The 22,171-nt window shown below is 63.5% G+C and carries 20 protein-coding genes; 8 read left to right on the forward strand and 12 right to left on the reverse strand.

Features of this window, described 5'->3' with window-relative positions:
• The first annotated feature begins 371 nt into the window (after nt 1-371).
• Entirely contained in the window at nt 372-1,529 is a 1,158-nt protein-coding gene (locus tag EN818_RS27890) for a sulfite oxidase (RefSeq protein ID WP_095807568.1), read from the forward strand.
• Between the two features lie 157 nt (nt 1,530-1,686).
• Here EN818_RS27890 and cyoD read toward each other — a convergent pair whose 3' ends face one another.
• From cyoD to cyoA, 4 genes are read right to left on the reverse strand one after another with little or no spacing between them, the layout of a single operon-like run.
• Nucleotides 1,687-2,097 carry a cytochrome o ubiquinol oxidase subunit IV gene (gene cyoD, locus EN818_RS27895; protein WP_095807567.1) on the reverse strand — a complete coding sequence of 137 codons (411 nt, stop codon included), beginning with the start codon at nt 2,095-2,097 and terminating at the stop codon, nt 1,687-1,689.
• Nucleotides 2,094-2,786 (reverse strand): cytochrome (ubi)quinol oxidase subunit III, encoded by a 693-nt coding sequence (locus EN818_RS27900; protein ID WP_095807566.1) that lies wholly within the window; start codon nt 2,784-2,786, stop codon nt 2,094-2,096. Before EN818_RS27900 ends, cyoD begins: the two co-directional genes overlap by 4 nt.
• Nucleotides 2,783-4,789 (reverse strand): cytochrome o ubiquinol oxidase subunit I, encoded by a 2,007-nt coding sequence (cyoB, locus tag EN818_RS27905; RefSeq protein ID WP_189523866.1) that lies wholly within the window; start codon nt 4,787-4,789, stop codon nt 2,783-2,785. Before cyoB ends, EN818_RS27900 begins: the two co-directional genes overlap by 4 nt.
• A gap of 2 nt (nt 4,790-4,791) precedes the next feature.
• Nucleotides 4,792-5,688, reverse strand: coding sequence for a ubiquinol oxidase subunit II (gene cyoA / locus EN818_RS27910; RefSeq protein ID WP_095807564.1), 897 nt, complete (start codon nt 5,686-5,688; stop codon nt 4,792-4,794).
• A gap of 527 nt (nt 5,689-6,215) precedes the next feature.
• On the opposite strand from cyoA, the gene EN818_RS27915 reads away from it, so the two are divergent.
• Nucleotides 6,216-7,502, forward strand: a complete 1,287-nt coding sequence (locus EN818_RS27915; RefSeq protein WP_095807563.1) for a mechanosensitive ion channel domain-containing protein — start codon at nt 6,216-6,218, stop codon at nt 7,500-7,502.
• A 24-nt stretch (nt 7,503-7,526) separates the two neighbouring features.
• On the opposite strand, the gene EN818_RS27920 is transcribed toward EN818_RS27915, so the two are convergent.
• Entirely contained in the window at nt 7,527-9,083 is a 1,557-nt protein-coding gene (locus EN818_RS27920; RefSeq protein ID WP_095807562.1) for an FAD-dependent oxidoreductase, read from the reverse strand.
• 371 nt (nt 9,084-9,454) lie between these two features.
• Here EN818_RS27920 and EN818_RS27925 point away from each other — a divergent pair, with 371 nt between their 5' ends.
• A complete protein-coding gene (locus tag EN818_RS27925; RefSeq protein WP_165350050.1) occupies nt 9,455-10,054 on the forward strand; it encodes a LysE family transporter in 600 nt (199 codons plus the stop codon).
• A 117-nt stretch (nt 10,055-10,171) separates the two neighbouring features.
• On the opposite strand, the gene EN818_RS27930 is transcribed toward EN818_RS27925, so the two are convergent.
• The 5 genes from EN818_RS27930 to EN818_RS27955 form a co-directional block, all read right to left on the reverse strand.
• Nucleotides 10,172-10,462 (reverse strand): cupredoxin family copper-binding protein, encoded by a 291-nt coding sequence (locus tag EN818_RS27930; RefSeq protein ID WP_245420418.1) that lies wholly within the window; start codon nt 10,460-10,462, stop codon nt 10,172-10,174.
• Between the two features lie 68 nt (nt 10,463-10,530).
• On the reverse strand, nt 10,531-11,055 hold the full coding sequence (locus EN818_RS27935) for a DUF4142 domain-containing protein (protein ID WP_095807717.1): 525 nt from the start codon (nt 11,053-11,055) through the stop codon (nt 10,531-10,533).
• A gap of 312 nt (nt 11,056-11,367) precedes the next feature.
• A complete protein-coding gene (locus EN818_RS27945) occupies nt 11,368-12,054 on the reverse strand; it encodes an RNA polymerase sigma factor (protein WP_095807559.1) in 687 nt (228 codons plus the stop codon).
• Nucleotides 12,055-12,138: 84 nt separating this feature from the next.
• On the reverse strand, nt 12,139-13,224 hold the full coding sequence (locus tag EN818_RS27950) for an HPP family protein (protein WP_095807558.1): 1,086 nt from the start codon (nt 13,222-13,224) through the stop codon (nt 12,139-12,141).
• Nucleotides 13,225-13,438: 214 nt separating this feature from the next.
• On the reverse strand, nt 13,439-14,611 hold the full coding sequence (locus tag EN818_RS27955) for a cystathionine beta-lyase (RefSeq protein ID WP_095807557.1): 1,173 nt from the start codon (nt 14,609-14,611) through the stop codon (nt 13,439-13,441).
• A gap of 565 nt (nt 14,612-15,176) precedes the next feature.
• On the opposite strand from EN818_RS27955, the gene EN818_RS27960 reads away from it, so the two are divergent.
• From EN818_RS27960 to EN818_RS27980, 5 genes are all read left to right on the forward strand, one after another.
• Complete coding sequence (locus EN818_RS27960) at nt 15,177-16,205, forward strand: amino acid ABC transporter substrate-binding protein (RefSeq protein ID WP_095807556.1); 1,029 nt, start codon at nt 15,177-15,179, stop codon at nt 16,203-16,205.
• A gap of 63 nt (nt 16,206-16,268) precedes the next feature.
• Nucleotides 16,269-17,456, forward strand: coding sequence for an amino acid ABC transporter permease (locus EN818_RS27965; RefSeq protein WP_095807555.1), 1,188 nt, complete (start codon nt 16,269-16,271; stop codon nt 17,454-17,456).
• Nucleotides 17,457-17,460: 4 nt separating this feature from the next.
• Nucleotides 17,461-18,618 (forward strand): amino acid ABC transporter permease, encoded by a 1,158-nt coding sequence (locus EN818_RS27970; protein WP_095807554.1) that lies wholly within the window; start codon nt 17,461-17,463, stop codon nt 18,616-18,618.
• A gap of 77 nt (nt 18,619-18,695) precedes the next feature.
• Nucleotides 18,696-19,499: an amino acid ABC transporter ATP-binding protein gene (locus EN818_RS27975; RefSeq protein WP_095807553.1), complete on the forward strand. Its 804-nt coding sequence runs from the start codon at nt 18,696-18,698 to the stop codon at nt 19,497-19,499.
• A gap of 253 nt (nt 19,500-19,752) precedes the next feature.
• Nucleotides 19,753-20,418 (forward strand): TIGR02117 family protein, encoded by a 666-nt coding sequence (locus EN818_RS27980; protein WP_095807552.1) that lies wholly within the window; start codon nt 19,753-19,755, stop codon nt 20,416-20,418.
• A gap of 92 nt (nt 20,419-20,510) precedes the next feature.
• On the opposite strand, the gene EN818_RS27985 is transcribed toward EN818_RS27980, so the two are convergent.
• Both EN818_RS27985 and EN818_RS27990 read right to left on the reverse strand, forming a co-directional pair.
• Nucleotides 20,511-21,740 carry an FAD-dependent monooxygenase gene (locus EN818_RS27985; RefSeq protein WP_095807551.1) on the reverse strand — a complete coding sequence of 410 codons (1,230 nt, stop codon included), beginning with the start codon at nt 21,738-21,740 and terminating at the stop codon, nt 20,511-20,513.
• A gap of 27 nt (nt 21,741-21,767) precedes the next feature.
• On the reverse strand, nt 21,768-22,013 hold the full coding sequence (locus EN818_RS27990; RefSeq protein WP_095807716.1) for a zinc-finger domain-containing protein: 246 nt from the start codon (nt 22,011-22,013) through the stop codon (nt 21,768-21,770).
• Nucleotides 22,014-22,171: the final 158 nt, after the last annotated feature.

Consider the following 22,171-nt stretch of genomic DNA (forward strand, 5'->3'; position numbering starts at 1 on the left):
TTGCTTTCGCGTCCCGGACCCGGCAGCGCCTCTAGGCTGAGATCGGTGCTGACCAGATCCATGCCGCTCGCAAGATCCAACGCACCATCGTCGGCGGCATTCGATCTTGGAGCACGAAGCCCAGATGCGAAGCTGCGAGCCCTCGTCACGATCACAGATAAGGCGTATAGTTGAAGATCGCCGGCTCGGACCTGACAAGCTGGCGAATTGAGAGCGGGAGGCGTCGCTTCAACTAGGGCGCGCTTCCAACTCGGACTTGTTCCACTCCGGCTTCTGCTTTTCGCGATCCCGGTCGCTATTCGCACTCATCAGTCGCTATTCGCACTTATTACTTGAGGAGAACTGAGCTTTTCACTGGAGGAGAAGTTATCATGCATTACCTTCCCAGACGTGAATTCATGGTTCGAGGAGGGGCAACCCTCGTTGCGCTGGCGTCCTTTCAATCGCGGATTGCCTATGCATTTCCAACTCGGGCCAGCGAAGAAGTCATCAAATGGCTCGATCAGCTGCCGCCGAACCCGGTTCCGCAGGTCGTCAAAAATCAGTTGGTGTGGGAGGATCTCGATTCCTGGGTGACGCCCAACGACAAGTTCTTTTCAATCGCGCATTTCAACCGGCCCGTCGTCGACGAAAGCACGTGGAAGCTCGAAATTGGCGGCTCCGTCAAAAAGCCGACAGCCCTGACGCTCGCCGACATCAAGGCTCGACCGCGCCAGGAAGTCACGTTCACAGTCGAATGTTCGGGCAATACTGGCCTGCCGTTCTTCAATGGTGGGATTGGCAATGCTCGCTGGGCCGGCACGCCGCTCGCCCCGATCCTTGAGGAGGTCGGCGTCCTCGACAGTGGTATCGAGGTTGTTTTCTGGGGCACTGACAAAGGTGAAATCAAGCGAGCCGACGATGTCAAGTTTACGCAGAACTTTGCGCGCAGCATGTCGCTCGCCGACGCCTTGGACCCCAAAAACATCCTCTGCTACGAGATGAACGGGACTGGCTTGCCTGCTGACAACGGGTTCCCGCTGCGGCTGATAGCGCCGGGCTGGTACGGGATCGCGAACGTGAAATGGCTCAAGCGAATCGAAGTGAGGGACCAGCGCTTCGTGAACCAGTTCATGGGACGCGATTATGTCACGCTGCGCGAGGAGGAGCACAACGGAGAGACGGTATGGGTGGAAACCTCTGTCGGGCGGGCGCGCCTGAAGTCCGCACCGGCCCGGGTCACTCATATCGGGAATGATTACCGGATCGTCGGGGCGGCCTGGGGTGCGCCGATCGAGCGGGTCGAGGTGAAGATCGATGACGGGCCATGGATGCCGGCGACCATCGACGAAACCGAAAAGGCGGACTTCGCTTGGAAGATATGGTCCATCGACTGGCCGAAGCCCTCCGCTGGGGAGCACACGGTCACCTCGCGTGCGGTTAGCACGGGAGGGCAGGTCCAGCCCGCAATGGACGATCCCATCATAGCCAAGAAGCATACCTACTGGGAAAGCAACGGTCAGGTGACGCGACGCATCGGCATTCACTGACCGGCTGAAAGCCTATCAAACCCTTGAGTTCGATGTGACCCCATGCTCTTGGCATGGGGTCATGCAGGCATCGTCATCATTGCGCGGCTTCGATCGAGCCGGCCATGACGGTGGCGACCCATGCCGGAAAGCGCCAAGCAAACTGGCGCCGGCCGCCTTATGGCATCATCCCGGCCTGACGGGCGCTCATCGGGGCCATGTTGAGGTCGAGATGAGCCATGATCCACACCGAGCCGAGCACGACCAGCGCGACGATCAGAACGCCGAAGGCGAGCGCGAGCAGGTTGTTGGTGTTGTCAGGTCCCGTGGTCAGATGCAGGAAGAAGACGAGGTGCACCCCCATCTGCGCTATCGCCAGCACCACCAGCGCCGAGATCACCGCCGGCTGGTAGATGAGGTCGGTCTGCGCCGCAAGAAAGGAGGCGATGGTCAGCAGGATCGCCAAGCCATAGCCGAGGAGATAGCCCGAAAGGCCGCCCGCCAGCTCGTGTTCGGTGATGCGCTCTTCGCCCGGCGCTGAATCGCGATGGTCGAACTGCTCCTCGGTCCGGGTGTCGATATCGGTCATGGCGACGCTCCCAGCAGATAGACCAGGGTGAAGATGGCGACCCAGATGATGTCCAGCGCGTGCCAGAACAGGCCGAAGCAGTGAAGCCGGCGCAGAAAGTCGGCCCGGAAGCCTTTCACCCAGAGCTGGGCCATCATGGTGCCGAGCCAGAGCAGGCCCAGTCCGACATGCGTCCCATGGCAGCCGACAAGGGCAAAGAAGGCGGACAGGAACGCGCTGCGCGAGGGACCGGCCTGCTCGCCGACCATGGCCGCGAACTCTTGCACCTCCAGGAACAGGAAGGCAACGCCGAGCAGGCCGGTGACGAGGAGCCAGGACTGGGTGGCGGCCATCGATCTGCGATGGGCCGCCAGTGTTGCGAGGCCGCCGGTGAAGCTCGATGTCAGCAGAAGTCCGGTCTGCACCGCGACCCGCGTCAGCTCGAACAGGTCCTTTCCCGTCGGCCCGCCGGCCGTAGCCTTCGACAACACCGCGTAGGCGGCGAAGAACGCCGAGAAGATGATGATGTCGGAGAGAAGAAAGATCCAGAAGCCGTAGGCCACCGTCACGAACTTGGAAGCCGGGCCACCCTGGCCGTGCCCCGTCGCCGAAAGCAGGTCGTGCCCGTGCCCGCCGCGGCCGGCCCGGTCCGGCCCGCGCCTCGCGCGGCCGGCGATGCCGCCGGAGAAGGCGCCCGCGTGATCGCTCATGCCACGCGCTCCCGCTTGCGCATCCAGGCGAGCTGCGCGGCCCTGCCGTCGCGGTCGATGCGCTCGACCTCGTCGGCTGAAATCTCGTAGTCGCTATGGTCGCGCCAGGCGAAGACGACGAAGGTGGCGTAGGCGCCGATGAAGCCGACGATCGCCAGCCACCAGATATGCCAGATCAGCGCGAAGCCGATGAGCGTGGCGAAGAAGGCGGTGACGAACCCGGTCGGGCTGTTGCGCGGCATCTCGATCGGCGCATAGCCTTCCTCTTCGGCTTGCGCGCTTTGCTCCTCGACGGCCCTCTGCTTGATGCTCCAGTAGGGCTCTTCATCCTCGACATGCGGCAGATGCGCGTAGTTGAAGACGGGCGGCGGAGAGGATGTCGACCATTCCAGCGAGCGCCCGTCCCACGGGTCGCCCGTCTCGTCGCGCAACGCGTCGCGATGGCGGATCGAGACGATCAACTGCGCGACCTGGCACGCGGCGCCGACGATCATCACCGCAATGCCGAGGGCCGCCACCATCAGCCACGGCGTCCACAGGTCCATGTTGATATGCTGCAGGCGGCGCGTCATGCCGAGCAGGCCGACGATGTAGAGGGGCACGAAGACCAGCACGTAGCCGGCAAGCGTGAACCAGAACGCGGCCTTGCCCCAGCCTTCGTGCAGACGGAAGCCGAAAGCTTTCGGGAACCAGTAGGTGAAACCGGCGAAGGCGGCAAACAGCACGCCCGAGATGATCACATTGTGGAAATGCGCCACCAGGAAGAGCGAATTGTGCAGCATGAAGTCGGCCGGCGGGACGGCGAGCAGCACGCCGGTCATGCCGCCGATGATGAAGGTGGTCACGAAACCCAGCGCCCACAGCATCGGAGTGTCGAAGCGGACCCGCCCGCCATACATGGTGAACAGCCAGTTGTAGATCTTGACCCCGGTGCCGACGGCGATGACCGAGGTGGCGATGCCGAAGGCCGCGTTGACGTCGGCGCCGGCGCCCATGGTGAAGAAGTGGTGCAGCCAGACCATGAAGGACACGATGCAGATGAACAACGTCGCCGCGACCATCGAACGGTAGCCGAACAGCGGCTTCGAGGAGAAGGTCGAGAAGATCTCGGAGTAGATCCCGAAGGCCGGCAGCACCAGGATGTAGACCTCCGGGTGCCCCCACGCCCAGATGAGGTTCACGAACATCATCTGGTTGCCGCCGGCTTCGTTCGTGAAGAAGTGGAAGCCGAGATAGCGGTCGAGCGTGAGCATCGCGAACGTCGCCGTTAGGACCGGAAACGCCGCGACGATGAGCAGGTTGGAGGCGAGCGAGGTCCAGCAGAACATGGGCATGCGCAGATACCCCATGCCCGGGGCACGCATCTTGAGGATGGTCGTCACCAGGTTGACGCCGGTCAGCAGCGTGCCGACACCGGAGATCTGGATCGACCACAGGTAATAGTCGACGCCGACGCCAGGCGAATAGGTCGTCTCCGACAGCGGCGCGTAGGGCAGCCAGCCGGTGCGCGCGAACTCGCCGATGACCAGCGAGATGTTGACCAGCAGCGCCCCCGTTGCCGTCAGCCAGAAGCTGACGGAATTCAGCGTCGGGAACGCGACGTCGCGGATGCCGAGCTGCAGCGGCACGACGAAATTCATCAGCCCGATGACGAAGGGCATCGCGGCGAAGAAGATCATGATCGTGCCGTGGGCCGAGAAGATCTGGTCGTAATGCTCCGGCGGCAGGTAGCCCGGCCCATGGATGGCCAGCACCTGCTGGGTGCGCATCATGATGGCGTCGATGAAGCCGCGCAGAAGCATCAGCGCCGCCAGGACGATGTACATCACGCCGATGCGCTTGTGGTCGACCGAGGTAATCCATTCGTGCCACAGATACGGCCAGTATCCCTTTGCAGTGATCCAGATCAGCACCGCGACGGCCGCCAGGAAGACGATCAGCGCCGCGCCGAGCGGGATGGGCTGATCGAAGGGAATGGCCGACCAGTCGAGCTTTCCGAGCATCCTCATCCTCCTTCTGCCGGCTGGTGGGGCATCTCGGACGTTCCCGCCTTCGGGCTCATCTGCGGCTCGCCGGCGGCGGTTGCGGCCGGTCCAGGACCCGGCGGCAGCGTCTGGCGCACGACCGCGTCGAACAAGCCGGGCTGCACATGCCCGAAGGAAGCCGGCGGCGCATTGATGCTTTGCTTGGCCAGCTCGCGATAGGTGTTGGCATTGAGCACACCGCCTGCGCCATGCAAGGAAGAGGCCCAGCTGGTAAACGCATCGGCCGAGACGGCCCGCACCCGAAAATTCATGTCCGAGAAGCCGTCGCCGCTGAAATGCGCCGACTGGCCGAAATAGTCGCCCTCGTGGTCGGCCTGCAGATGCAATTCGGTTTGCATGCCGTTCATGACGTAGATCATGCTGCCGAGCTGCGGCACGAAGAAGGTATTCATCACGCTGGCCGAAGTCAGCTTGAAATGCACCGGCACCCCAGCGGGGATGACGAGCTGGTTGATCGTTCCGACGCCCTGGTCTGGGTAGAGGAACAGCCATTTCCAGTCGAGCGCCACGACCTGGATGTCGAGCGGCGGCTGGCTGGAGGCGATCGGCTTTCGCGGATCGAGATGATAGGATCCGTAATAGATAAGCCCGCCAAGAAAGAGGATGGTGAGCGTCGGGATCGACCAGACGATCAGCTCGATCCGGCCGGAATAGGTGAATTCCGGATCGTAGCGTGCGTTGCGGTTCGACGCGCGGAACATCCAGGCAAAGGCAAGAAGCGCCACCAGCGTCGGGATGACGATGACCAGCATGACCGCCAGTGAATTGAGAAGGATCGTGCGATTGCCCGCCGCGATCGGGCCCTGCGGGTCGAGCACGCCCTGCGCGCAACCGCAGAGCGTTGCGGCTGCCAGCATCCAGATGAGCGAGCTTCCCCGCCTGGGCTTACGGAAGGCGAACACAAGGACCTGTCTATGCGTGAGAACGTGCTTGCGGGGCGTTGTGGGGGAGGCAGCGCCATCGTCGGAGCGGCGCCGACCATGCAAGGTGGCTGAAAGCTGCGAGCGTCAGCTCGCCACGGTTGAGAAGCTCGCGTCGGTGGTCGGCGCGTTCTGCGGCATCTTTCATCTGAAGTCTCCCCAGATGCAGACGTTGAGGCGCTTCTGCCAGACACCATCCAACTGCTGAACAGAGCACTTGACTGAACCACATGCCGCTCGTTCCGCAAAGGCTGTTTTTTGCCCGTTGGCGGAGCGGGCCAGGGGACAGATAGGGCGTGGCTCCGCCCTGACCAGATGAAGCTTTCCGCACGATCGCCAGCATGGTGAGAAGTCGCGCAGGCGGCCGCCTCATGAAGCATCCGGCAGGCCGGCTTGACCATTCGCAACGCCGACGACATTGTGGAACCACCAGTTGCAGTTCGTAGCCAAGCGGTCGTGCGGCAATGGATGTTCGCGACGCCATCGACAGATCGCTGTCCTGGGCCACCGGATGGTTCGACTATGCCGCCACGCCGTGGTTCGTCTATCAGGCTGCCATCGTCGTCACGCTGTTCCTGGCGGCAAAGCTCGCGGCGCGGCGGATCGAGCCGCTCATCGAGGATCGGGCGCGCCAGATCAAGGGTCATCCCGGACTGTTGAGGGTCGCGATCGCTCTATTGCGGCGCACCGACTGGATCCTGTTCACCCTCTTGCTGCTTGCCGCGCTCAGTCTTTTGCGCGCCTTCACCTGGCCAAGTCGGAGCCATCTCGTCCACATCGCGCTTTCGCTGTCGCTTGCCTGGCTGGTCGCGACGGTGCTGTCGCGGATCATCCGCAACCGCCTCGTCGCGCGCATTCTCGGATGGCTGACCTGGATCTATGCCGCGCTTGTCATCCTGGGCATCAGCGACGAGGCGGCGGCCTTCCTCGACGGCCTTGCGATCCCGCTCGGCGCGGTTCGCCTTTCGGCCCTCATGGTGCTGAAGGCGGCGCTGCTTCTGGTCGCGACCGTTTGGCTTGCGGTGGTCATCGGCAACTACATCGACGAGCGCGTCCGCGTCTCGGAGGAACTGACCCCCTCCATCCGTGTCCTTATAGGCAAGGTCGCCAAGATCGGCCTCGTGCTGGTGGCGGGCGCCGTCGCGCTTTCCGCCGTCGGTCTCGACCTGACTGCGCTGACGGTGTTTTCCGGCGCCGTTGGCGTCGGCCTCGCTTTCGGGCTGCAGAAAGTGGTCTCGAACTTCGTCTCCGGCGTCATCATCCTGCTCGACAAGTCGATCAAGCCGGGCGACACCATATCGCTCGAAAATACATTCGGCTGGATCCGCGAATTGCGGGCGCGCTTTGTCTCGGTGGTGACGCGCGACGGCCGCGAATTCCTGATCCCGAACGAGGATTTCATCACCCAGCGGGTCATCAACTGGTCGTTCAGCGACAACCTCGTGCGCCTCGACGTCAACTTCGGCGTCTCCTATGACGCCGACCCGCACAAGGTCAGCGAACTGGCCATAGAAGCCGCGATCAGCGTCGGCCGGGTCGAAGCCGACCGGCGGCCGGTCTGCTGGCTGACTGACTTCGGCGACTCCTCGCTGAACTTCGTCCTGCGCTTCTGGATTCGCGATCCTCAGCAGGGCCTGACCAACGTGCGCGGCAAGGTGCTGCTGGCGCTGTGGGACACGTTCAAGGCCAACGGCATAAGCATCCCCTATCCGCATCGCGAGATCATCATGAAGCCGGGCGGATCAGGATAGGGGGCGAGGACCTGCGGCAAAGCGTCAGGCGGCATGCGCCTTGTCGGACAGCGTCGCCTTCTTAAGCGGCGAAACGGCTGGTCCGTTGAGAACCGACCCATCCGGCGCGAACTGGGAGCCGTGGCACGGGCAATCCCAGCACTGCTCCGTGGAGTTCCAGTGAAGGTGGCAGCCGAGATGCGTGCAGGCCGCCGCGTTGACGTGGAGCTCTCCATTGAGATCGCGGCAGACGGCAAGCTTGTGCAGCCCTTCGCGCAGCGTGCCGCCTTGGCCGGGGCGCAGTTCCTCGGCCGAGTCGATTTCACCGGGTTTCAGGTATTCGGCGAAATTCTTGAGCGCCGTCGCATTCTCCGTCAGGAAATTCATGATCGATGTCGGGGTCTTGCGGGACGGATCATAGACTTCCTCCCATCGATTGGCGCCGCCGACGATCAGATCCTTGAGCAGCATCCCCGCGAGTACGCCGTGGGTGATCCCCTGACCGGAGTCTCCTGTCGCCACATAGATGTTTTCGCTTCCGGGATTGCGTCCTATGAATCCGCAATAGTCGATGGTGTCCAGAACCTGCCCGGACCAGCGATGCACCTCTTTGCCGAGATCGGGAACAAGCGTCCGGATCCACGCCTCGATGGCTTCGAACCGCGCATGCCCATCGTCCGCTTCGCCAGATTTGTGGTCGGCGCCGCCGACGATGAGATAGTCCGTGGAGCCAGGGCCAGGATTGAGCCGCACATAGTGATAAGGGTCCGCCAGGTCCCAATAGAGGGCGTCCGGCAGCGCATCGCGAGGCAAGCCAAAGGCCATGGCATAGGTTCGGTAGGGCGCCATCTTGCTGTGCAGCGCGAAGCGGTTGAGGGTAGGGGCGTTGGTGGCGGCCACGGCGCTGGCCGCCTCCACCACATGACCGGTCTCTGACGTCAAGTGGACGCGACCGGCGTGCTCCTCCACACCGGTGACGGCGGTGTCGGCGAAGATGAGGCCGCCCTTGTCAAGGATCGCCGCCGCGAGTCGCTTCAGGTATTTGAGCGGATGGAACGTTGCCTGGCCGGGATAGCGGAGCGCCGGCGCGGTTTCGAAGCCCTTCAGGGGGATGCCTTGGCACGGTTCGACCGGCGCGCCCGCCTTGCGTGCCGCCTCATATTGCTCCTCGATGCGGTCGCGGGCCTCCTTGCTTTCCATGCCTTTCGCGGGAAACAGGAAGCCGTCGAGCCGCCGAAAATCGCAGTCGATGCCGAGTTCGCCGACCAACGCCTCCACCCTGTCGACCGCGGCTTGCTGGCTCTGCTGGAATAGCTTGGCGATGGCCTCGCCCCTCAAGTCGATGAGCGCATCGATTCCGTCATCGCAGATGGGAGTCAGGTGCGCGGTGGTGCGAGCGGTCATGCCGCCCGCAATTCTTCCGCGATCGATGACGACGACCTTCCTCCCCGCAACGGCAAGTTCATGGGCCGTCGAAAGTCCGGCAATGCCTGCCCCGATGATCGCGGTGTCGCAGGTAAGGTTCCGGTCCAGTCGCGGTGCGTCGGGCAGGACCGCGACATCCATCCATAGAGACCTGGTCTGTTCATCACTGGCGTTCATTGGAAGCTCCGCCACAGTCGCTCTGCCGATCCGGCATGCGCAATCCACATTCTGTGCAACGCGATGCCCGAAGGCAGGTTCCTCGTAGGTCGCAGGCGCGGCAGGTCGTTCTGAGATCATCACCGTGAAGCCGGGCGGATCAGCATTGCGGGCACGGATTTGCCAGCCTCCGCGGCGGGAACCGCCCCGGCCGCTCCTGGAACGGAGGAACAATGTCGTGCTGGCCGAACGGATCAGCTCCCCCAGGGGGGTGACAAGCCGAGTGGCGCGTGCATTGCTATCGCGCGCTGTGAACCGGCATCACCTGGGAGAGTGCCTTGTCCGAGATTCCGACCATCCTTTCCATTCTTGGCGTTTTCCTGCTCGGCGCGATGAGCCCGGGTCCGAGCTTCGTCGTCGTCTCGCGCATCGCGGTGGCGGGCGAGCGCACGGACGGCCTTGCCGCCGCCATCGGCATGGGCATCGGCGGGTTCATTTTCGCAGCGGTCGCGGTGGCTGGCTTGACCGCGCTCCTCGTCCAGCTTGCCTGGCTGGATATCTTCCTGCGTATTGCCGGCGGTGCCTATCTGTTGTGGATCGGCATAAAGATCTGGCGCGGTGCCAACCAGCCGATCGAGGTTGCCACCGATAAGTCGGAGCGGGCCGGCTCGTTCCGGCGGGCGCTGCGCCGCGCGTTGCTGGTGCAGCTTGCCAATCCGAAGACCGCGATCTTCTACGCTTCGATGTTCGCGGCCATGTTGCCGGCCTCGCCGCCGCTCTGGATGCTGCTCATTCTGCCGCCGCTGCTCTTCCTGAACGAATTCGTCTGGTATGCGGTCGTTGCCTTCGCCTTTTCCGCTCGCAGGCCGCGCTCGGCCTATCTCAGCACCAAGCACTGGATCGACCGTGCCGCCGGCGCTGTCGTCGGTGCGCTCGGTCTGAAGCTGATGCTGGAGGGCATGGCCGCTGCGCCGCGGGGTTTCGCCGGATAAGGTGAGCCCGTCCTTGCCGCCGGCATCGAGCTCGCGCCCGTCGCTGCCGGCGGCAGGAAATGACAGCTCGGGCCTGAGGATGCTGGAGCACCCAGCCGGCGAGCGCTGCCGCTTCGGTTATGGCGAAACCTCCAGGCGGCCTTTCATGTTGGGGTGGAAGCGGCAGAAGTAATCCACCGCTCCGGCCGTTTTGACGATGATCCTGCCCTTCGACTTCGGCGGGATCGCCACCTCCCAGCCGCCCTTCACCGTCGCGGTGTGGGCGATCACGTCGTTGTTCGTCCACTCGATCGTGTCACCGACCTTGGCCTCGATATTCGCCGGCGAGAAGACCAGTTTGTCGATCGTCACCTCGATGGTGGCGGCGAGCGCCGGCGAGGCCGAGAACGCCAGCGCCAGCGCGACCAAAGCAAGTCCAGGAAAAGGGTGAAGCGGTTTTCCGTTCGGAATTGCTTCAAAACAGACAAATGCCGCTCTCATTTCAGCATGCCGGCGACATGCTCGGCATGCTGCTGATGCCCCTGGAAGATCTTGAGGCCGGTCTCGAGCAGGCTCTTCAGTTCGGCATTGCTGGCCGACGGGATGAGCAGCGTTTCGAGCGCGCCGTTGACCTGCTTGTGATAAGCCACCTCGTTCTCGATATAGGCCTTGTCGAAGTCGGCACCCTTGAGCTTGGCGAGCTTGGCGCGCTCCTCCTTGGCAGCCTTGGTCAACGCCTGGCTGGTGGCGTTGTCTTCAGGCTTCACCTTCAGCTTCTTGAGCAGGTCGAGCGCCTGCTTGTTTACCGCCTCATGGTCGCGCTCCATGTCCTTGGCGAAGTCGACGACCTCTTTGTTCTTCGAGTCCTTGATCGCCTGTTTGGCCGCCTCGATATCGATCACCCCCGCCGTGTAGGCGATATGAGCGATCTGCGGGTCGGTCGGCTTCTCGGCAGCCTGCGCATAAGGCGCGGCGCTGACGAGGAGCAGGGCGGCAAGGGTGGCGATCGAACGGATATACATGGCATCTCCTTCGCCCTGCAGCACAACGGCCTTGGGCTTCATCTGTGTTGACGGTCATTGGATGCGAAAAGGGGGCGAGAGGTTCCCGAGAAGAGGATGGCGGTGCAAATCCAATCACCGGCCGAGTTCCTTCGCGCCCCCCTCTGGCCTGCCGGACATCTCCCCCACAAGGGAGGAGATTGGCAATTTCGGCCCCCGCTCATTCCGGCAACGTTGGCGATTAGCGAAACCCGGCACGACATCCGAGCTCCCCCTCGTGGGGGAATGGCCGGCAGGCCAGAGGGGGGCGCTGTCCCGCCGCCCTACCGAGCGTCAGGCGTCCTCGAATCCCAGCTTTCTCATCACCGCTTGCGTCAGCCGCTCGCAGCGGCGGCCGGCGAAGGGGAAGGCGTCGAGCAGCACCGGGCCGATCTCGTCGTCCAGCGCCTTGCGCACCAATGCGCGGGCGCGGTGCAGCCTCGTCTTCACCGTCTCCGGCCTGATGCCGAGCAGGTCCGCGGTCTCCTCGATGCTCAGACCCTCGATGACGCGGGCGACGAAGACTGTGCGGTAGACGTCGGGAAGACTGTCAGTTGCCCGCTCGACAAGCCCAAGGATCTGCCGCTGCGCCATCGTCCGCTCCGGATCGTCGCCTGGATTTAAGGGGAAGCGTATGATCTGCGCCTCCGGGTTTTCGGGCATGGGCACCGTGACCTTTCGCTTGCGCAACCGGCCGAGCGCCTCGTTGATTGTGATGCGCGACAACCAAGTGGAGAGCGAGGCGTCGCCGCGAAAGCTGTCGAGACTGGCGAAGGCGCGCAGGTAAGCCTCCTGCACGATGTCCTCGGCCTCGGCGTTGTTGCGCACCACGCCCCGCGCGATGCGGTAAAGGCGCTGGTTGTGCATCTTGATGATCAGGCGGAAGGCATCCGCCTCGCGCGCCAAGGCGCGGCGCACCAGCACCATGTCGGCGCTGTCGGCCGCGCCGCTCGCGGCAGCTTGCAATGCGGTTTTTCTCATCGCGCCCAATCTCCGGACAGGCATTTCATCCTGCAATTGGATGCGCCCGCCCGCAAAAGGTTCCCGGCCGTGTTCAGCCGGACGCTATGCTACAGCTTTCACCTGCTGCCTGTCTGCCGCCTGCACGCGAGCGGCGGCGGCGAGAAGATCGGTCTGGGTGATCAGGCCGAGAATGCGGCGCTCGGCATCGACGATCACGACCGCATGGCTGCGGCCGTCGGTCAGCACCGGCAGCAGGCTCATCGCCGCCGTATCGGGGGAGGCGGTGCCTGCCTTCGACATCACGTCCTTTACCGTGTCGGTCGCTGCAGTCAATTCGCGCAGGCCGACGGCGCCGACCAGCTTTGCCTCGGCATCCACCACCGGCAAGGTACGGATATTGTGATCGAGAAGCTGCTTGCGTGCCTCGTCGGCCGAGGCATTTTCCGGCACCGAGATCACGTCGCGGGACATGATGTCCTGGCAGAGCAGGGTGCGGTGCGAGCGCACCATCGCCTGCAACTCGACCTGGCGCAGCAGCCTCTCGATGTCCTCGCGGTCGATATCGAAGGTCTCGTCGAGGGCGGCAAGGGCGGCGTCGACGTCCTCGGGCCGGAAGCCGACGCGCTCGGCCGGCGGCCGGTCGGCGGTGCCGTGGGTGTTGGCGGCGGGAACATGCACATGCGGATAGTTTCGCCGCGACAGCCTGTGGAACAGGAAGCCGAGCGCCACCAGTATGGTCGAGTTCAGCGCTACCGGTACGAAGGGAAACAGGAAACCGGCGCTGATCACGGCCGGTCCGCCGAGCACGGCGGTCAGCGCCGCGGCACCGCCTGGCGGATGCAGCGATCGCGTAAACGACATGGCGGCGATGGCGAGCGCCACGGCGAGACCGGAGGCGATCACCGGGTTATGGACGAAATGCATGACAGTCACGCCCACCAGCGCCGAGATGGAGTTGCCGCCGATGATCGACCATGGCTGCGCCAGCGGGCTCGACGGCACGGCAAAGAGCAGCACGGCGGAAGCGCCCATCGGCGCCACCAGCAGCGCCACATGCGGACCGCCACCCATGGCGAGTCCGCTGATCAGGCCGGTCAGCGCAATGCCGATCGTCGCCCCGATGCAGGCGAGCAGCCGTTCGCGGAGTGTCGCGCCCGCAAGGATTGGAACAAAGAGGCGAAAAGCCATGGCAGGCCCCAGTTCGGCTTGAATTGTCGAATGGCTTGAACTTTGCGTTGCTCGCAATGCCGCCGAAGCCGCGGATTTGAAAGCCAAACCAATCCGCATTGTCGCGGCTGGAGAGAATATTATTGCCCGGCACAGCCGCACCGGCCGGCTGCCAGCGGCTTCGCCCCTCTCAATCGCGCCAGCATGTCTGGAGCGTTTGCGGATTATGTTTAGGTCAACTGGCGGCGGCCGCCGCGGCGAGGCCCCGCGCAATGTCGGCCTTGAGATCCTTGACGTCTTCCAGCCCGATCTGCAGGCGGATCAGCGGTCCCTCATAGGAACCCTTGGCGATGGTGCGGTCGCCAAGGAAGACCGCCACTGCCAGGCTTTCATAGCCGCCCCAGGAATAGCCGAGGCCGAAGATCTGCAGCGCGTCGAGGAAGGCGTGCTGCTGCTTCTGCCCGCCACCCTTCAGCACGATGGAGAAGATGCCGCTGGAGCCGCAGAAATCGCGCTTCCACAGCGCATGATCCGGGTGGCTTGCCAGCGCCGGGTGCAGCACCTGAGCCACCCCGGGCTGCTCCTCCAGCCAGCGGGCGATTTCGAGCGCGCTCTGCTCGTGGTGCGCCAGTCTGATCCCCATGGTGCGCAGGCCGCGCAGCACCTGATAAATGTCGTCGGGACCGGAACAGCAGCCCAGCGTGCAGAAGCCCTCATAGAGCCGCTTCCAATGCGCCTCATTGGCCGACACGGTACCGAGCAGCACGTCGGAATGGCCGGCCGGATATTTCGTCGCCGCATGGATCGAGATGTCGACGCCATGGTCGAGCGGCTTGAAGTAAAGCGGCGTCGCCCAGGTGTTGTCCATCATCACGATGGCGCCGGCCGCACGCGCCGCCTTGGCGATGGCCGGAATGTCCTGCACCTCGTAGGTGTTGGAGCCTGGCGATTCCGTGAACACCACCTTGGTGTTGGGCTTGATCAGCGCGGCGATTCCGGCGCCGACTCGCGGATCGTAATATTCGACCTCGACGCCCAGTCGCTTCAGCATCGTGTCGGCGAAATGGCGGGTCGGATGATAGACGGAATCAACCAGCAGCAGATGATCGCCGGCGGCGAGGAAGGTGAGCAGCGGTATGGTCACCGCCGCCAGGCCGGACGGCACGGCGATGGTGCCGGCCGACCCTTCCAGCGCGTCGATGGCAAGCGTGAGCGCATCCATGGTCGGCGTGGCGCGCGTACCGTAGGTGTATTTCTGGTTGCGCGCGGCCATCGAGGCGGCGTCGGCAAAAAGCACGGTCGAGGCATGCACGACTGGCGGATTGACGAAGCCGAAATAGTCGCGCGGGTTGTTGCCGGAATGGGCAAGCCGCGTGTTGATGCCGATCTCGCTGCCGTCCTTCGCCATTGTTCCTTGCCTGTCCTGAAATGTCAGGAGGCCAGCCATAATCCGGGTCAGCAGGCGGTGCAACAATTCGCTGTCCGCCAGCTAGCGATGTTTGGCTGGGCCAAACCTGCGGGCAGCGCACGATCCTTCGCGCGGGGTTCAGGTCGTGGGGGACACCTCGAAACGCCGCCGCTCGCCTGCGCGCTCTTTCATCAATCCAGTCAGTTCCTTCATGAATCGAGTCAGTCCTTTCGATGCGAAAACATCGGTGCGATTCACATGACGGCTATAGTTCTCGTGGCCGGATTTGCCGGTTGCGATTGCAGGTTCCGGCTATTCGGTGACCGCTTTTACCTGCAATTCCGACATTTCCGGCAATCGGTTTTCAAACGTGTCGCAATTCGGTCATTTCCCTTGACCTCACAGAAATAATCGCCTTCGATGCGTTTCGTGAATGGGAGGCAGTGCATCGGCTACGATGCGGGTCCGGGAGAGGGCCGATAAGGGAGCTGCATTCACACGCGGAAAAGATCAGGGCTGCCTGGGGAACAGGGGCACCTGTAAAACAGAAAAGGGTCTGTGGGTCATGAAACATATTGCAATCGGCATTCTCGGCGCCGCCGCGCTCGGATTTGCGGCGTCGGCAGCTTCGGCCGGCACGCTGGATACCGTGAAGCAGAAGGGCTTCATCCAGTGCGGGGTCTCGACCGGGCTCGCCGGCTTCTCGGCGCCGGATGACAAAGGTGAATGGCAGGGCATCGACGCCGACTTCTGCCGCGCCGTCGCGGCCGCTGTTTTCGGCGACGGCACGAAAGTCAAGTTCACGCCGCTCAGCGCCAAGGAGCGGTTCACCGCGCTGCAGTCGGGCGAGGTCGACATCCTGTCGCGCAATACCACCTGGACGATCAACCGCGACACCGCGCTCGGCCTGAACTTCGTCGGCGTCACCTACTATGACGGCCAGGGTTTCATGATCAACGCCAAGAAGCTTCCGGGCGTGAACTCGGCGCTGCAGCTTTCGGGCGCCGCCGTCTGCGTGCAGAGCGGCACCACGACCGAGCTCAACCTTGCCGACTACTTCAAATCGAACAAGATGGAGTACAATCCCGTCGTGTTCGAGAAGCTGGAAGAGGTCAACGCTGCCTATGATGCCGGCCGCTGCGACGTCTACACCACCGACCAGTCGGGTCTCTACGGCATCCGCCTGACGCTGGGCGCGCCAGCCGACCATGTCGTGCTGCCCGAGATCATCTCCAAGGAGCCGCTCGGGCCGGCCGTTCGCCAGGGCGACGACCAGTGGTACCACATCGTCAAGTGGACCTATTTCGCTCTGCTCGACGCCGAGGAGCTCGGCATCACCAAGGCCAATGTCGACGAAATGAAGAACTCGGACAACCCCGAGATCAAGCGCGTGCTCGGCCAGGAGGCCGACACCAAGATCGGCACCGATCTCGGCGTCTCCAACGACTGGGTCGTCAACATCGTCAAGGCCACCGGCAACTACGGCGAAATTTTCGAGCGCAATGTCGGCTCCGGCAGCCCGCTCAAGATCGCGCGCGGAATCAACGCGCTGTGGACCAAGGGCGGCCTGCAATACGCTCCGCCGATCCGCTGATCGAAATGTGATCCGGGAGGCAGATCGTCTGCCTCCCGGTCTCTCTTTCCAGGGGATGGTCGCATGGCTTCGCAGGAAATCCTTCGCGAGGAGCCGAGTCGCGGCTCCTTCGTCAATGACCCCAAAATACGCAGCCTCTTCTTTCAGACGCTGGTCATCGTCCTTCTGTTCGGCTCGGTCTGGTGGATTGTCAACAACGTCATCGACAACCTGCAGCGCCTCCACATCGCCTCAGGATTCGGCTTCCTCAAGGGCCGTGCCGGCTTCGACATCTCGGACACGCCGATTGCTTATACGTCCGATTCGACCTACGGCCGGGCCATCGTCGTCGGCCTGATCAACACGATTATCGTCGCCGTCGCCGGCATTGTCACCGCCACCATCATCGGCTTCGTCATCGGCATCGGCCGCCTCTCGCAGAACTGGCTGATCCGCAAGATCTGCACGGTGTATGTCGAAATCTTCCGCAACATCCCTCCGCTGCTGGTCATCTTCTTCTGGTACTCCGGCGTGCTGGCCGTGCTGCCGCCGCCGCGCGAGAGCATCCATCTGCCGGCCGGCTCGTTCCTCAACCAGCGCGGCTTCTATTTTCCCCGCGCGGTCTGGGGTGACGGCTCCTGGCTGATTGTCGTCGCCTTGGTCGTGGCGCTCGCCATGGCCTGGTTCGTCGCCCACAGGGCGCGCCAGCGGCAAATGGCGACCGGCCAGCAGTTTCCGGTGTTCTGGACCTCGGTGGCGCTGATCATCGGCCTGCCGGTGCTTGCCTTCCTGCTCAGCGGGATGCCGCTAAGCTTTGATTTTCCCAAGCAATCCACCTTCAATCTCACCGGCGGCTTCCAGCTCAAGCCGGAATTCCTGTCGCTCTACCTGGCGCTGTCCTGCTATACGGCAGCCTTCATCGCCGAGATCGTGCGCGCCGGCATCAGGGGAGTCAGCAAAGGCCAGACCGAGGCGGCAGGGGCACTAGGGCTGCGCTCCGGTCCGATCCTGCGGCTGGTCGTGGTGCCGCAGGCGATGCGTATCGTCATCCCTCCGCTCACCAGCCAGTATCTGAACCTGACCAAGAACTCCTCGCTGGCGATCGCCATCGGCTATCCCGATCTAACCGCCACGGCCGGCACCGTGCTCAACCAGACGGGGCAGGCGGTCGAGGGCGTGCTGATCATGATGATCGCCTATCTTGTGCTGAGCCTCGTGACCTCCGCGGTCATGAACGTGGTCAACGCCAGAATGGCGCTGGTGGAAAGGTAAGGCCATGCAGGAACACGACATGTCCTGGGTGCGCACCGAGATGGCTCTTGCCCAGCCGGCTCCGCCCGGCGAACGCGGCGCGATCGCCTGGGTGCGCAAGAACCTCGTCGGCTCCGTCGGCGACACCGTGCTCACCATCCTCGGCATCGCCATCATCGCATGGATCCTGCCGCAGGTGATCAATTGGGCGTTCATCAACGCGCAGTGGACCGGACCGGACCGCACCGTCTGCGCCACCGTCTCGCAGGGCGGCATCCAGCCGGATGGCTGGAGCGGCGCCTGCTGGGCCTTCGTCAACGCCAAGTTCGGACAGTTCATGTTCGGCACCTATCCGGTCGAGGAGCGCTGGCGGCCGATCCTGGTCGCCATCCTGTTCGTGGCGTTGCTGGTACCGATGCTGATCCCGCGCGTACCGCGCAAAGGGCTCAACGCAATCCTGCTCTTCCTGATTTTGCCGATCCTTTCCTTCTTCCTGTTGGTTGGCGGTGTGTTCGGCCTGCCGGTTGTCGAGACCTCGCGTTGGGGCGGCCTGTTGGTGACGCTCACTTTGTCCTTTGTCGGCATCGCGGTGTCGCTGCCGCTCGGCACGGTGCTGGCGCTCGGCCGCCGTTCCAAGATGCCCATCGTCAAGATGCTGTGCGTGGTGTTCATCGAAACCGTGCGCGGCATTCCTCTGATCACGGTGCTCTTCTTCGTCAGCGTGATGCTGCCGCTGTTCCTGCCGGCCGGCGTCACCTTCGACAAGTTCCTAAGGGCACTGATCGGCGTGTCGCTGTTTGCCGCCGCCTATATGGCCGAAGTGGTTCGCGGTGGCCTGCAGGCGATCCCGAAAGGGCAGTATGAAGGCGCCGACTCGCTCGGCCTCGGCTATTGGCAGAAGATGGGGCTGATCGTGCTGCCGCAGGCGCTGAAGCTGGTCATCCCCGGCATCGTCAACACCTTCATCGGCATGTTCAAGGACACCAGCCTCGTCCTCATCATCTCGATGTTCGACCTGCTGGGCATAGTGAAGCAGAACTTCGCCGACGCCAATTGGGCGACGCCGCAGACCGCCAAGTCCGGCCTGATCTTCGCCGCCTTCGTGTTCTGGCTGTTCTGCTTCGGCATGTCGCGCTATTCAATGTATACCGAACGCCGGCTCGACACCGGCTACAAACGCTGATGCATGTCGCCCAAAACGGTGTAGCGGTGTTGGGATAACGACATGCATCAAATTCAACGATAAAAGGGGAATTGGCCATGGCCACCGAGAACGCCGTCAGCGCGGAAGACCTGAAGGTCGATGCCAAGAAGATGCATATCTCGACCACCGATGTGGCGATCGACATCATCGGCATGCACAAATGGTATGGCGAATTCCATGTCCTTAAGGACATCAACCTCAAGGTCATGCGGGGCGAGCGCATCGTCATCTGCGGTCCGTCCGGCTCCGGCAAATCGACCATGATCCGGTGCATCAACCGGCTGGAAGAGCACCAGAAGGGCAAGATCATCGTCGACGGCAAGGAACTCACCAACGACCTGAAGAAGATCGACGAGGTGCGCCGCGAGGTCGGCATGGTGTTCCAGCACTTCAACCTGTTCCCGCATCTGACCATCCTGGAGAACTGCACGCTGGCGCCGATCTGGGTGCGCAAGATCCCGAAGAAGCAGGCGGAAGAGACCGCCATGCACTTCCTCAAGCGCGTCAAGATCCCGGAGCAGGCCAACAAGTATCCGGGCCAGCTTTCCGGCGGCCAGCAGCAGCGCGTGGCGATCGCCCGCTCGCTGTGCATGAACCCGCGCATCATGCTGTTCGACGAGCCGACCTCGGCGCTTGACCCGGAAATGATCAAGGAAGTGCTGGAGACGATGGTCGGCCTGGCCGAGGAAGGCATGACCATGCTCTGCGTCACCCACGAGATGGGCTTTGCCCGCAAGGTCGCCAACCGGGTGATCTTCATGGATCAGGGCCAGATCGTCGAGCAGAACACGCCTGCCGAGTTCTTCGATCACCCGCGCCATGAGCGCACGAAACTGTTCCTGTCGCAGATCCTGCACTGAGCGCCCCCATGGTCGTCATCCTCGGGCGGAGCAAGGAGCGAAGCGACGCGCGCAGACCCTAGGATGCATGCCGTGATGCCAAGGCGTGCAATGTGTGCACAATTCCGCACCGCGGGGCCCTAAGGCAAAGGTCAAGGCATGGATCCTCGGGTCAAGCCCCGGGTCAAGCTTGAGGATGACGAAGTCACGAACGGCTTCGGCTAATCACGAAAGAAGCGATGGAAGCGCCGGGTTCGTCTTGATCGCCCGACCGATGAGAAGAGCGCTGCGCTTGCTCGCCACGCTGGCTGTCATGGCGGCACTTGCCGGGACGCTCGGCACGCTGGTCCCGCGGCCGCTCTGGCCCGCGGCGGCGGCGGGCGAGGGTAGAAGGCACATTCTGGTTTTGAAAAACCCGATCCACACCGACATCGCTATTCCCGTGGATGACAATGTGCGCCGGCGCTTCCATTTCCTAGCCGCTGACGGCCTGCCCGCCGACGCGCCGCAAGTACGCTATCTCGTCTTTGGCTGGGGCGGCCGCGCCTTCTATCTGGAGACGCCGACTTGGTCGGAGCTGAAGGCGGTGCCGGTCCTGAAGGCGCTGACGCTAGACGCGTCGGTGATGCATGTCGATGTCGCCAGCGCGATCAAGGAGCCACATCCAGACGTCACCGGCTTCGACGTCGACGAGGAGCATTTTTCGGAACTGCTCGACTACATCGCGGCGAGCTTTCAGCAGGGGCCGAACGGACCGATCCTCCTCGACAATGCCGGCTATTCGGCGTTCGACCGCTTCTACGAAGCCAACGGCCATTTCAACGCGCTTGTCGGCTGCAACACCTGGACAGCGGGCGCACTGCGTGTGGCCGGCCTGCGCACCGGCTGGTGGAACCCGCTGCCGGCCTCGCTCGGGTTGTCGATGCGCCTGCACAATTGAGGGCGCTGTTTCCAGAAATTTGCCAACGCCTCATTCCTTCGCGCCCCCCTGTCCCGCCGGCGTAAACCAGTTGACAGGCATCTATCTCAAGCTCACCTCACCACCTTCCGCTCCTCCCACCCATAAAGCCAGTCCAGATCTGCGGCCAGCTTCTCTCCCGGCCGCGTCGCCAGCACCAGGTTGCGGGCGATCGCCACCGGGCCCCAGGCATGCCAGGCAAGCCGGTTGAGCGCGCCGCGCCGGAGCACTTTCTCGATGCGTGGGCGCCTGAGATTTTCCCAGATAGAAAGGCTTTCCTGCAGGTCGGCCGGAAGGTCGGGGATCAGGCTGGCAAGCATCGCGGCGTCTTCGATTGCCATCGCCGCGCCCTGCGCCGCAAAAGGCGTCATCGCATGCGCCGCGTCGCCGATCAGCGCGACGCGTTGGGCCGTCCAGCGCCGCTGCTCGACGGTGTGGATTGGAAACGCCGTCCACGGTCCCGCGAGGGCGACAAGCCGTGTCAGCGACGGCGCGGTGCCGCGCATGGCGCCAGCGAGGAGCGCGGGGTCGGCGTGGCCGGACCAGCTTTCGGCGATGCGCTCTCCCTTGGTGAAGGCGGCGAGATTGAAGGCGCTGCCCTTGCTGACGGGGTAGGCCACCAGATGGAACCCGGGATGCAGGAAGGTGGTGACGCAGTCGCCCGCGCCGATCCCCGCAAAGGCCTCGCCGGCCGCGCTGTCGGCGCGGACCGTGGCGCGCCAGGCAAGCTCGCCCGAGAACCGGCTTCGCCGGAAAGCGGACTCGCTGCCGGCAAGCTGCGTTCGAACCGACGACCAGACGCCGTCAGCGCCGACCAGCAGCTGCCCCTCCGCCTCGATCTTCCGGCCGTCCGTTTCCGCAGTCACGGCTATGCCTTGCGGCGCTGCCGCAATGCCGCTTACTCGCGCGCCGGTGACGATTTCTATGTCGGGATGCTCGGCAACGGCCCCAAGCAGCGCCGCCTGCAGGTCGCCCCGGTGCGCGACGAGATAGGGCGCGCCCCAGCGGGCTTCGCTGGCCCCGCGCAACGGCACGCGCGCCAATTCGCGCAGGCTCGCGGCGTCCTTCAACACCACCGCTTCCGGCCTGACGGCATTGGGCAGCAAGCGGTCAAGAACGCCGAGCTGGCGCAGGATGCGCGTCGCGTTGGGCGAAAGCTGGATGCCGGCTCCGGCGGCCTCGAGAGTCTTTGCCTGCTCGAATATCCTGACCGCATGACCGCGGCGTGCGAAGGCAAGTGCAGCCGTCAGCCCGGCGACGCCGGCCCCCGCGATGACGATCTGCCGGGACCGCGTCTCATTCATGGCCTAGCCGTCATTCATGATCTGAGATCAGGCGGCCTGGTCGACATAGAGGCAGCCGGCGGGCTGCGTTTCCGTCGCCTTCAGCTTCGGCGAATAGCGGAAGAGCGTCGAGCAATAGGGGCAGACCTTCTCATTGTCGTCGCCCATGTCGAGGAATACATGCGGGTGGTCGAAGGGCGGATTGGCGCCCGTGCACATGAACTCCTTGACGCCGATATCGATCGCCGGATGGCCCGCGTCGTTCTGGAAATGGGGAATGGAACCGCCTGCCATCGTCGTCTCCAATAGGTTCGGCTTGATTTTCGGCCCGCTTGCATCTGGATCATAACCCGCCAGTTTGCAAGATCGATGAAATGAAACTGTCGTAAAACCCTGTCAGAGGATAAGTTGAGCCGGTTAACCGGCCTGACGAGTTTGCAGCCAAGCGGAAG

Source organism: Mesorhizobium sp. M3A.F.Ca.ET.175.01.1.1, from assembly GCF_004791945.1.
Taxonomy (GTDB): domain Bacteria; phylum Pseudomonadota; class Alphaproteobacteria; order Rhizobiales; family Rhizobiaceae; genus Mesorhizobium.